11 protein-coding genes and 1 pseudogene are annotated in these 13,151 nt (G+C 60.6%); 7 read left to right on the forward strand and 5 right to left on the reverse strand.

Annotated elements, in window-relative coordinates; all coding sequences use genetic code 11:
* The gene (locus tag ACLD1X_RS13395) at nt 1–1,236 is read right to left on the reverse strand and encodes a 3-methyl-2-oxobutanoate dehydrogenase (2-methylpropanoyl-transferring) subunit alpha (RefSeq protein ID WP_111288484.1); all 1,236 of its coding nucleotides are present in this window, start codon (nt 1,234–1,236) and stop codon (nt 1–3) included.
* Between the two features lie 185 nt (nt 1,237–1,421).
* On the opposite strand from ACLD1X_RS13395, the gene bkdR reads away from it, so the two are divergent.
* The gene (gene bkdR / locus ACLD1X_RS13400; protein WP_150717686.1) at nt 1,422–1,910 is read left to right on the forward strand and encodes a Bkd operon transcriptional regulator BkdR; all 489 of its coding nucleotides are present in this window, start codon (nt 1,422–1,424) and stop codon (nt 1,908–1,910) included.
* A gap of 14 nt (nt 1,911–1,924) precedes the next feature.
* Here the strand turns inward: bkdR and ACLD1X_RS13405 are convergent, their stop codons facing one another.
* On the reverse strand, nt 1,925–2,785 hold the full coding sequence (locus ACLD1X_RS13405) for a tyrosinase family protein (RefSeq protein ID WP_429368291.1): 861 nt from the start codon (nt 2,783–2,785) through the stop codon (nt 1,925–1,927).
* Between the two features lie 127 nt (nt 2,786–2,912).
* Nucleotides 2,913–3,776 (reverse strand): MBL fold metallo-hydrolase, encoded by an 864-nt coding sequence (locus tag ACLD1X_RS13410; protein ID WP_429368293.1) that lies wholly within the window; start codon nt 3,774–3,776, stop codon nt 2,913–2,915.
* A 103-nt stretch (nt 3,777–3,879) separates the two neighbouring features.
* On the opposite strand from ACLD1X_RS13410, the gene ACLD1X_RS13415 reads away from it, so the two are divergent.
* The 6 genes and pseudogenes from ACLD1X_RS13415 (at nt 3,880) to nahK (ending at nt 11,715) form a co-directional block, all read left to right on the forward strand.
* On the forward strand, nt 3,880–4,221 hold the full coding sequence (locus ACLD1X_RS13415; protein WP_413428886.1) for an ArsR/SmtB family transcription factor: 342 nt from the start codon (nt 3,880–3,882) through the stop codon (nt 4,219–4,221).
* Between the two features lie 166 nt (nt 4,222–4,387).
* Nucleotides 4,388–5,632, forward strand: a complete 1,245-nt coding sequence (locus ACLD1X_RS13420; RefSeq protein ID WP_429368296.1) for an FAD-dependent oxidoreductase — start codon at nt 4,388–4,390, stop codon at nt 5,630–5,632.
* A 9-nt stretch (nt 5,633–5,641) separates the two neighbouring features.
* A complete protein-coding gene (locus ACLD1X_RS13425) occupies nt 5,642–6,448 on the forward strand; it encodes a sulfite exporter TauE/SafE family protein (protein WP_429368298.1) in 807 nt (268 codons plus the stop codon).
* A gap of 209 nt (nt 6,449–6,657) precedes the next feature.
* On the forward strand, nt 6,658–7,842 hold the full coding sequence (locus ACLD1X_RS13430) for a porin (protein ID WP_429368300.1): 1,185 nt from the start codon (nt 6,658–6,660) through the stop codon (nt 7,840–7,842).
* Nucleotides 7,843–7,996: 154 nt separating this feature from the next.
* Nucleotides 7,997–9,154, forward strand: a complete 1,158-nt coding sequence (nosP, locus tag ACLD1X_RS13435) for a nitric oxide-sensing protein NosP (RefSeq protein WP_429368302.1) — start codon at nt 7,997–7,999, stop codon at nt 9,152–9,154.
* Nucleotides 9,084–11,715 (forward strand): annotated as a pseudogene (gene nahK, locus ACLD1X_RS13440) (hybrid sensor histidine kinase/response regulator NahK/ErcS'). The gene nosP and the pseudogene nahK overlap by 71 nt, the downstream one beginning before the upstream one ends.
* Before the next feature lie 112 nt (nt 11,716–11,827).
* On the opposite strand, the gene ACLD1X_RS13445 reads toward nahK, so the two are convergent.
* Nucleotides 11,828–12,493, reverse strand: coding sequence for a response regulator (locus ACLD1X_RS13445; RefSeq protein ID WP_429368304.1), 666 nt, complete (start codon nt 12,491–12,493; stop codon nt 11,828–11,830).
* A 56-nt stretch (nt 12,494–12,549) separates the two neighbouring features.
* Nucleotides 12,550–13,107 carry a PQQ-dependent catabolism-associated CXXCW motif protein gene (locus ACLD1X_RS13450; RefSeq protein ID WP_429368306.1) on the reverse strand — a complete coding sequence of 186 codons (558 nt, stop codon included), beginning with the start codon at nt 13,105–13,107 and terminating at the stop codon, nt 12,550–12,552.
* Nucleotides 13,108–13,151: the final 44 nt, after the last annotated feature.

The raw sequence follows: 13,151 nt of genomic DNA on the forward strand, positions 1-13,151 counted from the left end.
TCAGATCCCCAACTCTTGACGCTGGCGCTTCAAGTGCTCCGGCATCTCTTTGTAGACGTCTTCGAACATGGTCGCGGCGCTCGGAATCTGGCCGCCGGCGAGGGTGCCGTACTGTTCGGCTTCTTTTTGCGCGGCGATCACTTCGGCTTCCAGTTCGGCGCTGACCGCGGCGTGTTCCTCTTCGGACCACTGGCCGATCTTGATCATGTGCTGCTTGAGGCGCGCAATCGGATCACCCAGCGGGAAGTGGCTCCAGTCATCGGCAGGGCGGTATTTCGATGGATCATCGGAAGTCGAGTGCGGGCCGGCACGGTAGGTGACCCATTCGATCATGGTCGGGCCGAGACCGCGGCGCGCACGTTCGGCGGCCCAGGCAGAGGCAGCGTAGACCGCAACGAAGTCGTTGCCGTCGACCCGCAGGGAAGCAATGCCGCAACCGACGCCACGACCGGCGAAGGTGGTGGCTTCACCACCGGCAATCGCCTGGAACGTGGAGATCGCCCACTGGTTGTTGACCACGTTGAGGATTACCGGTGCGCGGTATACGTGGGCGAAGGTCAGGGCGGTGTGGAAGTCCGATTCGGCGGTGGCGCCGTCACCGATCCACGCCGAGGCGATCTTGGTGTCGCCCTTGATCGCCGAAGCCATGCCCCAGCCCACGCCTTGAATGAACTGGGTGGCAAGGTTGCCGGAAATGGTGAAGAAACCGGCGTCCTTGACCGAGTACATGATCGGCAACTGCCGGCCCTTGAGCGGATCGCGCTCGTTGGACAGCAACTGGCAGATCAGGTCGACCAGCGGTACGTCGCGGGCCATCAGGATGCTTTGCTGGCGGTAGGTCGGGAAGCACATGTCGTCGATGTTCAAGGCCAGGGCCTGGGCGCTGCCGATGGCTTCTTCGCCAAGGCTTTGCATGTAGAACGACATTTTTTTCTGACGCTGGGCGACCACCATGCGGTTGTCGTAGATGCGGGTCTTGAGCATGGCGCGCATGCCCTTGCGCAGAATCTCCACCGGCACGTTTTCAGCCCAGGGGCCGAGGGCATTGCCCTGGTCGTCGAGCACGCGGATCAGGCCACGGGCCAGGTCGGCGGTGTCGGCCGGTTCAACGTCGATGGAAGGTTTGCGCACCGTGCCGGCATCGGTCAGGTGCAGGTAGGAGAAGTCGGTTTTGCACCCTGGGCGGCCCGAGGGTTCGGGGACGTGCAGGCGCAGCGGTTCATACGCTTGGGTCATGGCTTCTACGCTCGATCTTGTGAATTTCTTGTAGTGAGCTGACAGATTTCATTCGGTAAATGAAATCTTGTCCTACAACAATCATAGGCCCGCCCAAGAAGAATATTTCTCTCTGTTTCGTTGCGCTAAAGATCATTTGCAGATAAAAAAACTGCATAAACATAAAAAGCAGGTGGTTTTATCTCATGCGCAAATTGGACCGTACCGATATCGGCATTCTCAACAGCCTTCAGGAGAACGCACGCATCACCAACGCCGACCTCGCACGCTCGGTGAATCTTTCCCCGACGCCCTGTTTCAACCGGGTCAAGGCCATGGAAGAGCTGGGGGTGATTCGCGAGCAAGTGACGCTGCTGGATGCCGACCTGCTGGGGCTGCATGTGAACGTGTTCATTCACGTCAGCCTGGAGAAACAGGTGGAGGAGGCGTTGCAGCATTTCGAGGAAGCGATTTCCGACCGCCCCGAGGTGATGGAGTGCTACCTGATGGCCGGCGACCCGGACTACCTGATCCGGGTACTGGTGCCGACCATTCAGTCGCTGGAGCGTTTCATGATGGACTTCCTGACCAAGGTGCCGGGGGTGGCGAATATCCGTTCGAGCTTTGCGCTCAAGCAGGTGCGCTACAAGACGGCGTTGCCGTTGCCGGCCAATGGGTTGACCCTGGGAGGGTGATCCACTGTGTCCGGTCAGAAATATTCATACCGGTAGCCAAGGTCTTCCATTGCGAGGGTCTGCGCGACTGTAAAGTGTTGTGGCCAGGGAGCGGGTTCGTTATCCGGGTGAAAAACCAGCGTTGACTCGAGCCGCTCATGAAACCTGTCAGGTCGGGCCGAGTATGGAGCGGTCGTTATATGTTGATATCTCCACCGCTCCCACAGGAGGTCGAGATAGCAATGGTGCAGGAAAAACATGGGGTCGTTGGGAGAGGAGGCTGTTGCCATGTCTCCACCGATCCAGGCGTGTACCGGATTGTGCAGGTCATTTTCCGATGCGCTTTCCCATCCGCCCGATTGCTCCCAATAAAGCGGGTTCTTCAGTGTTGAAACGACAGCTTCAATGGTCGGTAGGGCGCTTGCACCGCCCAGATTGCGTTGCAGGCCCCTGTGACCCGTTTCCCCGTCCCATACCTTTAAATCGAATCGGTCGGTTTCCTTGGCAAACGGTCCGTAGCTGACACGACCCCCTTGCGTCTGGTCGCCATCACCGCCCATGAAATTCGAAGTGAACGGGTTGTCTGCTCCAGCAAGCTGCCAGTTCCAGTAGGGCAGGGTGATGCTTGGGTTGTTGGTTGCGGTTTGCATCGCCAACTCGAACTGGCGGAGAAATACTCGATGCCAGGGAAAGAAAAGCGGGCTGCCATGGGGATTGGGAACAAGTGGGCTTCCCCGGCCCATGGAGTTTTTATGTATTTGCACAAAGTCATCGTAGCGGCTCTGGTCGCCAGGACGAAGTACGCTGCCGATGTCGTTTTTCAGACTCAGTACGGCCTCGACGAAGTCAGCTTTCTGTTGCTGTGTCATATCACGGTGGTTACGACGGATATCCATATCGCAAAATCTCCATTGGTTGTTTGTCCAATGAAGTCTGATTTCCCGATGAAAAATATTCCAGTTCGCTCCTATCGCCAAAGCATGTAGGCAAAGGCATTCGTGCCGAGCCGTTTGGCGCCTTTTCTTAAAGGGTGTTTAGCGGAATCTTCAGATAAACCACGCCATTTTCCTCTGCCGGAGGCAAATTCCCCGCCCGCACATTCACCTGAATTGCCGGCAGCAGCAGGGTTGGCATGCCCAACCCTGCATCGCGTTTGGTGCGCATATCAACAAAGGCGTTTTCGTCGATACCGTCCCGGACATGGATGTTGCCTTTGCGTTGCTCGCCCACAGTCGTCATGCATTGCGGGGAGCGGCCTGCGGGTGGGTAGTCGTGGCAGACGAACAGCCGCACGCTGGCGGGGAAGGCCAGCAGTTTGTGGATCGAGGCGAACATCTGGTTGGCATTGCCGCCGGGGAAATCGCAGCGGGCGGTGCCGACGTCCGGCATGAACATCGTGTCGCCCACCAGAATCACATCGTTGTCGATCAGGTAAGCCATGTCCGCCGGGGTATGGCCGGGCACGTGCAGGGCGGTCGCCTTGAGATTGCCGATCATGAACGATTCGTCGGGGGCGAACAGGTGATCGAACTGGGAGCCGTCGACGCGAAAGGAGGGCTCGAGATTGAACAGCGCCTTGAACACGTCCTGGACCTTGCTGATCGACTCGCCAATGGCGATCTTGCCGCCCAGCTCCCGCCGCAGATAAGGCGCGGCGGACAGGTGATCGGCGTGGGCGTGGGTTTCCAGCAGCCATTGCACCTGTAGCTTGCGGGCATGGACGAAGGCGATGATTTTGTCAGCCTGGGTGGTCGCGGTGCGCCCGGCGGCGCCATCGTAATCGAGCACCGGGTCGACAATCGCACACTGCCCGCCGTCGGCTTCGTAAACCACATAGCTGTAGGTCGAGGAGGCGGGGTCGAGGAAAGCTTCAATCAGCGCGGGCATGGACACGGACCTGTGCAGGAGTAGAAAAACCAGTCATGGGTTGCAACACTTTACATAAAAACATAATGTTCACAGCTTAAGTGACGTTGAAGGCATCCTGCAAATGCAATCCAGTCTGACCGAATGTGAAGTCGCTCAACTGCGCGCTTCGGCCTCCAAGGCGTGTGCGCTGCTCAAGGCCCTGGCCAATGAGGATCGCCTGTTGATCCTGTGCCAGCTGACCCAGGGTGAGCGCAACGTAGGCGAGCTGGAGAAAATGACCGGCGTGCGCCAACCGAGCCTGTCCCAGCAATTGGGGGTCCTGCGCGACGAAGGACTGGTCGCGACCCGTCGTGAAGGCAAGTACATCTTTTACGGTCTCGCCAGTCATGAAGTGATCCAGGTGATGAAAACCCTCTCCGGACTTTATTGCGGGGCGGTGTTTAAAAGCTGGATTCAACCCTGATCCTGTTCAACACCCCGAACCTGTGGGAGCGGGCTTGCTCGCGAAGACATAGTGTCAGTCGACACCTTCATTGGCTGACCCACCGCTTTCGCGAGCAAGCCCGCTCCCACAGTAGTTTTGTGTACTGACTAGAAAAATCCTTGCGTGCAGCAATAAGGAACAAGCAATGAACGATCAACACTGGGGCCCATCCATCAGTGCAGATATCGTGGTCATCGGCGGTGGCACGGCGGGCATCGGCTTTGTCGCCAGCCTGCTCAAGCGTAGTCCGCAGCTGAACGTCACCGTGATCGAACCCAGCCCCCGGCACTTCTATCAACCGGCCTGGACGCTGGTCGGCGGTGGTGCCTACAACGTGGAAAACACCGTGCGGCCGACAGCATCGGTGATGCCGCGTGGGGCCAATTGGGTGCAGGCTGCCGTGACCGGCATCGATCCTGACAAGCGCCAGCTCACCCTCAGTGACGCGCGCACGGTCAGCTATCTCAATCTGGTCGTCTGCCCCGGCCTGCGCCTGGCCTGGGAGAAAATCGAAGGTTTGGAGCAAACCCTCGGCCAGCACGGCGTGACCTCGAACTACAGCTATCGGCACGCGACCTACACCTGGGATCAGGTGCAGAAACTGCGCGGCGGCAAGGTGCTGTTCACCCAGCCAGCCATGCCGATCAAATGTGCGGGAGCACCACAGAAGGCGCTGTACCTGTCCTGCGATCACTGGAACAGGACCGGTGTGCTGAACAACATGGATGTCGAATTCAACCTGGCTGGCGCAGCGCTGTTCGGTGTGGCGACGTTTGTCCCGCCGCTGATGAAGTACATCGAGAAATACCGGGCCCGGTTGGCGTTCAACTCGAATCTGGTCAAGGTCGACGGCCCGGCAAAAACCGCATGGTTCGAGGTCAGGGATGCCGAAGGCAATGTCACCCGTCAGGCAAAAGCCTTTGACCTGCTGCATGTGGTACCGCCCCAGGTCTCCCCGGATTTCATTGCCCATAGCCCGCTGGCCGACACCGCGGGCTGGTGCGAGGTCGATCCGCACAGCCTGCAGCATCCGCGTTATCCCGAGGTTTTCGCGCTGGGTGATATCTGCGGCACCACGAACGCCAAAACCGCTGCAGCGGTGCGCAAACAGATCGTGGTGGTGGCCGAAAACCTGCTGGCCTTGCGCAAGCAACAAGCACTGCCGCTGAAGTACGACGGCTATGGCTCCTGTCCGCTGACGGTGGAGAAGGGCAAGGTGATCCTTGCCGAGTTCGGTTATGCGGGCAAGTTGCTGCCGACCTTTGCCCTTGACCCGACGACCCCGCGCCGCTCGGCGTGGTGGCTGAAGGCGACCCTGCTACCGTGGTTCTATTGGAACGGCATGCTCAAGGGTCGTGAGTGGCTGACACGTGTGTCCAAGGTCGACTGAGAACTCCCTATGTTACTGGCAAGTCTGTTTGGCGTAGTGATGGGGCTGGTGCTCGGCTTGACGGGCGCCGGCGGCGGTATCCTTGCGGTGCCGGCCCTGGTGCTGGGGTTGGGCTGGAGCATGACCCAGGCCGCTCCGGTGGCGTTGTTTGCGGTGGGCAGTGCGGCAGCGGTCGGCGCCATCGATGGTTTGCGCCATGGCCTGGTGCGTTATCGCGCGGCGCTGCTGATTGCGGCGCTGGGCGCGGTGTTTTCGCCGATGGGAATCTACTTCGCCCATCAGTTGCCGGAAAAAATCCTGATGATCCTGTTCAGCCTGTTGATGGTCATGGTGGCCTGGCGGATGTTGCGCCGTGAACGCAAGGATGACGGCCCGAGCGATCATGGGCAGGCCAACTGGGGCCAGAAGAACTGCATGCTCGATCAACAGACCGGACGCTTTTCCTGGACCGCCAAATGCACCGCGACCCTCGCCGCGCTCGGTGCGGTGACGGGGGTGGTGTCGGGGTTGCTGGGTGTCGGCGGCGGTTTTCTGATCGTCCCGGCGTTCAAGCAACTGACTGATGTACAAATGCGCGGGATCGTCGCCACCTCGCTGATGGTGATCAGCCTGATTTCCGCCATCGGGGTGATCGGCGCATTCCATGCCGGCGTACGCATCGATGGCGTTGGTGCCACCTTCATCGGCGCCAGCATCGCCGGCATGATCGTTGGCCGCAAGCTGTGCGCACGGGTTCCCGCGCGGGGGTTGCAGGTCGGGTTCGCCAGTGTCTGCGTGGTGGTCGCCGCTTATATGCTGTTCAAAGCCAACGCCTGACCGGTACCGGGTCCTGCGGATGCCAGTCGGGTCCGCAGGCCTACACCCTAAGTGGCGAGTCTCGCCGACCAGCGGTCTTACACCGTAGTGGTCACGCATCGCTGTCCAGTCCAAAGCAGCTGAAAACCACCCCCAAGGCAGCGTATGGCGCCGCCGGTCAGGTTTCGATAATCGCCTCCGACACTCAGTCCCCCGTTTCGGAGCGCGCCATGCACAATAATAAGAACTTCACGCCTCGTTTTCTGCCTGTCTTCATCGCCAGTCTGTCCGCCCTTGGCCTGAGCCCGGTGGCCAAGGCGGAAATCATGCTGTACGACAAGGACCAGACCACGTTCTCCACCGATGGTTACATCAACGCCTTTTATGTGAACAGTGATGTCGACCGTGCCGGCGATCAGTTCGACCGTCGACAGTCGCGGGTCAAGATGGGGTTCCTGCCCAACTACCTGGGGTTCAACATGGGCAAGCAGGTAGACGATCTCAAGCTCGGCGCCCGCGCCTCGTTCTGGGTCACCATCAACGACAGTCAAACCAACGGCACCGACACGGCCATCGATGTGCGCCAGTTCTACGGCACCGTGGCCAACCCGGAATGGGGCGAAGTGCTGATCGGCAAAGATTTCGGGCTGTTCGCCCGTTCCAACATCCTGCTCGACGAAATGCTCACCGGTTACGGTCAGGTCAGCGATACGTTGGGGCTGGTGGATGGCGGCGGGGTGTCGTTCGGCAACATCGGCACCGGTTACCCGTATCCGTTCCCGACCTCGCAGATCACCTATCGCACCCCGGTGATGGACGGCCTGCGTGTGGCGGTAGGCATCATGGACCCGGTAGACACCAACGACAGCAGCCCGACGGGCAAGGCTTATCAGGAAAACCCGCGTACCGAGAGCGAAATCACCTATCAGTTCGACCTGGCCGGGGCAAAGATCTACAGCTGGGTCAACGGCAGCTACCAGACCTCGGACAACACAGATTCCACGGTCCAGACCGTCACCTCCAAGGGTGTCGGTTATGGTGTGCAGGCCAAGATGGGCGGCTTGTCCCTCACCGGGTCGGGGTTCCAGGCCAAGGGTATCAACCCGTTTTTCACCAACAATGCCGGCGAGCCGACCCTGCGTAACGTCGACAGCGACGGCTACCTGTTGCAGGGTTCCTACAAACTGGGCAAGAACCGCCTGGCCTTGTCCTATGGCAAGACCAATGACGATGGCAACGGCGTGGTCGGCAGCGGCGCGGACTACGAGACCCGTGGCATCGCGTTGTTCCATGACGTGAACGACAACCTCAAGCTGGTGGCCGAGTACAACCAGTTCGAAATCAACGGCCACGACACCAGCGCTCAGAACGAAGACACCGATACCTTTGCAGTGGGTGCGGTGCTGACCTGGTAAACCCGGGAGGTGGCCCTGGCCGTGCGCATCGCGGCAAGGGTCGCCCTCCGTCTCATCCCATCGAAGCGGCTACCCGCTACCCAAGTAGCATTCGTCGCACCTCACAGGCTTCGTACACTCGTGCCTCATACACACGCACCTGCGGGAGGTAAGGATGCAGCAGAGCGAAGGCGTCGTCAGTGCAATGTCCCAGGCCACCGATGCCCGTCAGGTCGCGCAGGAACTGGCAGGACAGTTGTTGCATCCGCACCTGGGGTTCGTGCTGTTCTTCTGTTCAGCCGAGTACGACTTGCAGGCACTGGGCCAGGCCTTGCAGCAAAGCTTCGGCGGCATTCGCCTGGTGGGCTGCACCAGCGCCGGGGAAATCACTGCGCTGGGCTACGGGCGCAATTGCGTGACGGCGGTGGGCTTCGATCATCGGCACTTTTCCATCGCAATCGAGCTGATCGACCAGATGGAACACTTCAGCCTGATTGACGCCCAGCAAATGGTCGAGCGCCTGGTTTGTGGCTGTCGCAGCAACACCCTGGCCCCAATCAAGGGCAACAGCTTTGCCCTGACCCTGCTCGATGGCCTGTCCAGCCGCGAAGAAATGGTCCTGGCCGCCTTGAGCGCTGCATTGGGCGACATTCCGCATTTCGGCGGCTCGGCCGGCGACGATAACTACCTGACCCATACCCATGTGTACTTCGATGGCGAGTTTCACAGCGGCGCGGCCGTGGTGGTGCTGGTCAATACCTGGCTGGATTTCGAAGTGTTCACTACCCACCATGTGTTGCCCCGTGCCGAGAAACTGGTGGTCACCGGAGCCGACAGTACCTTGCGCCGGGTCTTGGAACTCAATGCCGAACCGGCAGCCGCCGAGTACGCTCGGCACATCGGCGTACCGGTGGCACAGCTCGATCACCGGGTCTTCGCCGCGCACCCGCTGGCGGTGCGGATCAACCAGCAGTACTACGTGCGGGCCATCCAGCAGGTGCATCCGGACCTGAGCCTGAGCTTCTACTGCGCCGTGGAAAACGGCATCGTCCTCACCGCGATGACCCCGGGCCCGATGCTGCCGAACCTGCAGAGCCTGTTCGAGGGGTTGCAGGAGCGCCTGGGTGATTTGCTGCTGACCATCGGTTGCGACTGTTTCCTGCGGCGTCTGGAACTCGAAGACGACGGCAGTCTGGACCGGATCGGCACGTTTTTGCGTGAGCAACGGGTGATGGGTTTCAACACCTATGGAGAACAGTTCAATGGCATGCACATCAACCAGACCTTCACCGGCGTTGCCATTGCCCGCGGCCGTGCCCCAGGACATCGCTGAGCTGCAGGCCGAGCTGACCAGGCTACGCCTCGAAAACCATAAACTGCAGCGCATCAATGGCGCGCTGATAGAGCGGGTCGAGTCCGGGGTGACCCGCGGCAACGATCCGTACGCCGCATTCCAGCATTCGGTGGTGCTGGCCGAGCAAGTGCGCGAACGCACCGATGCCCTGAACCAGGCCATGGCGGAACTCAAGGCCGGTAATCATTTGCTCGGCGAAGCCCGACTGCGCGCGGAAACGGCGCATCAGCACCTGATCGATGCCATCGAAAGCATTTCCGACGCCTTCGTCCTGTTCGGCCGAGCAGCGCATCGTGCTGTTCAACAGCCGCTTCAAGGCGTTCTGGAGTAACAGCCGGATGCGCATCAACGCCGGCATGCGCCTGACCGAGGTCAAGCGCCTGATGATGAACAACGGCCTGTTCACCGAAGAGCCACGCGGGCATGCCGACGAAAACCTGCTTTACCGCCTGCAGGACGGGCGCTGGCTGCAGGTCAGTGAGCGGCCGACCCAGGAGGGTGGGCGGGTGATCCTGTTCACCGACATTACCGATGTCAAACTCAGCGAAACCGTGCGCCGTGAGCAGGCGGTGGCGCAGAAGTCGCATCTGCTGCAACGGGCGGTCGACAACCTGTCCCAAGGGGTGGCAATGGTCAACGCCGAGGGCATTCTGGAACTGTGGAACCGGCGTTTCCTGGAGTTGAGCGGTCTGGCGCCGGTGGCTGCCCATCGCCCGTTTGCCGAGGTGATCGCCGACAGCGAGTTGAACCTGCTGACCCCGGCCAGTCGCGATGGCAACGGCCGACCGGTAAGGGAATGCGAGCAGCGCCTGTACGATGGCCGGGTCCTGGAAGTCCGCACCCATCCGTTGCCCACTGGCGGTTTCGTCAACACCTTCACCGACATTACCGAACGCTACCAGCACGCCGAGGCACTGAGTGAAAGCGAACACTGGATTCGCCTGATCACCGATCACGTGCCGGCATTGATTGCCTACCTCAATGCCGATCTGGTCTACGAGTTCACCAACAAGGTCTACGAAGAGTGGTACTGCTGGCCCCGAGGCGTGATGCTCGGCCAGAGCCTGCGCGAAGTGCACAGCGAACAGCATTACCAGCGGCTGGAACCCTACGTGGCCAGGGCGCTGGCGGGCGAGAGCGTGACCTTCGAGTTCGCCGAAACCAACGTCAACGACCAGGAGCGCTACATGCTGCGCTCCTATGTGCCCAACCGTCTGGCCAGTGGCGAGGTGGTGGGGATCTTCGTGCTGATCCGCGACATCACCGAACGCCGCCGCACCGCCGAGGCGCTGCATCAGGCTTATCAGAACCTTGAGCTGCGGGTACGCGAGCGCACGGCGGAACTGACCACCCTCAACGACCAGTTGCTGCGTGAAATCGATGAGCGTCGCCTGGTCGAGTCACGCTTGCGCGAGGCCAAGCAGGAAGCCGAGCGGGCCAACCTGTCGAAAACCAAGTTCCTCGCGGCCGTCAGCCACGACCTGCTGCAACCGTTGAATGCTGCGCGACTGTTTACCAGTGCCCTGCTGGAACGACGCGAGCCGATGTCCAGCGAGATACTGGTGCGCAATGTGAGCAATTCCCTGGAAGATGTGGAAAACCTGCTGGGCACCCTGGTGGATATTTCCAAGCTCGATGCTGGAGTGATCAAGGCCGACATCGCGCCGTTCGCCCTCAGCGAACTGCTGGACAACCTGGCCGCCGAATACACCCAGGTGGCGCGCAGTGAAGGCCTGCAACTGCACTTCATCGGTTGTTCGGCGCTGGTGCGCAGCGACATCCAGTTGCTGGCGCGCATACTGCGCAACCTGCTGAGCAATGCGATTCGCTATACCTGCAGTGGTCGCGTGGTGCTGGGTTGCAGGCGGCATCACCAGTGCCTGACGATAGAAGTCTGGGACAGCGGCATGGGCATTGCCGAGCATCGACTGGAGGAAATTTTCCAGGAGTTCAAGCGCGGTGATGTGCAGCGCCCCGATCAGGATCGCGGCCTGGGTCTGGGCCTGGCGATTGTCGAGAAAATTGCCGGCATCCTCGGGCATCGCATTCATGTGCGCTCGTGGCCGGGTCGGGGCTCGATGTTCTCGGTCGAAGTACCGCTGAGCGCCACCGCGCCGAAACCGCCGCCGACATTGCCGATGAACGAGCCGATGCTTGAACGCCTGCGTGGTGCGCGGATATGGGTGCTGGACAACGACGCGACCATCTGTGCCGGCATGCGCACCTTGCTGGAGGGGTGGGGGTGTCGGGTGGTGACGGCGCTGTCGGAGGAAGACCTGGCACGGCAAGTGGACAACTACCACGCCGAGGCCGACTTGCTGATCGCCGATTACCATCTGGACAACGACCGCAATGGAGTCGACGCCGTCGCCCGGATCAATGCCCGGCGCGCGTCACCGGTCCCGGCGATGATGATCACGGCCAACTACAGCAACGAACTCAAACAGCAGATCCGCGAACTGGGCCACACCCTGATGCACAAGCCGGTACGGCCGATGAAGCTGAAGACGGCGATGAGTCATTTGCTCGGCAGGCCTTGATTTTCCGGGTGTCGGTGCTGGCCCCTTCGCGAGCAAGCCCGCTCCCACAGGATCACCTGAATCTTTGTGGGAGCGGGCTTGCTCGCGAAAGGCGCGCCGCGGTCTTTCTGACTCAACGCCGCAGGTATGACCCGAAATCAATATCCCCGGCACTCAGGATCGCCTGCACCCGGTTGTGCACGTTGAGCTTGCGCAGGATCGCCGAAACGTGGGCCTTGACCGTGGTTTCGGCGATTTCCAGGGTGTAGGCGATCTGCTTGTTCGATTCGCCCTTGGTCATGCGCTCCAGCACTTGCAATTGCTTGCGGGTCAGGGCCTGGAGCAGTTCGGGCGGAAAGCCCGGAGTGTCGTTCATCCGCCGCTGGGTGCTGCTTTTGGCGGTGCGGATGATGTCCGGGGGCAGGTAGACATTGCCATTGAGAATTTGCTGGATGGCATCGGTCATCTGTGCGCGGGGTGAAGACTTGGTGATAAAACCCACGGCACCGTAAGTGATGGCTTGCAGCACGATCTGTTTGTCCTGCTCGGCAGAGACAATCACCACCGGAATGGTCGGCGCTTCGTTACGCAGGTTGATCAGGCCATTGAGCCCGTGCATGCCGGGCATGTTCAGGTCGAGCAGGATCAGGTCGAGGTCGTCGTGTTCCTGGGTCAACGCCAGGGCGCTGTCCAGGTCAGCGGTTTCCATCACTTCGCTGCCGGCAAAGCCGTCGCTGATGACGTTGTGAATGGCTTCGCGAAACAGCGGGTGATCGTCGGCAATCAGAATTTTGTACATGGCCTTTCACCTCATTATTTTGATTATGGTGTGGCAACTACACGCACGCGTAAAGCTCAGGGAAAGGGTTCGGGGCTGGCTGGCGAAACCGGCAGATTGGCCGCTTGCCAGGCGTCCAGGCCATCGCGATACCAATACAGGGTCTTATAGCCCATGGTGGCTGCGCGTTTGACCGCGTTCCAGCTCAACCAGCAGTCGGAGCGGCAATAGAAGACCAGCGGTTGCGTCGGGTCGCCGCCCGTCAGTGACTTCAGGTTGCGGGAGAAATAATCCTGCCAGGCGGGCGTCAGGTCGCCGTCACCGGTATTGGCCAGCCAGTGGCTGCCGGGCAGGTTTTCATGGGGCTGGTCTTCGATGAATTGCCCTTGCAGCCACTGCCGTCGGTAGACGTCGATCAGCACCGGGCGCGGGTTTTGGCTGAGCAGCGTCTGCAGGGCGCGGGTGTCGACGATGGTTGCGCCTTGCAGCTGGTCGGGCGTCGGGCTGCGGTACAGGCCGATGCGATAGCCGTCGGTGGAGAATAGCGCTGTGTCGGCCTGCGCAGTGCTCAGCAACAGGCTCAGTGACAGGGCGGCGAGAGCAGGGCGCAACAGGCGACGTCGGGCACGCGGCATGGGTTCAATCCTTATCGTTATGGACCTATTACATGCCAGTCGGA

Source organism: Pseudomonas sp. 18173 (assembly GCF_050432945.1).
GTDB lineage: Bacteria > Pseudomonadota > Gammaproteobacteria > Pseudomonadales > Pseudomonadaceae > Aquipseudomonas.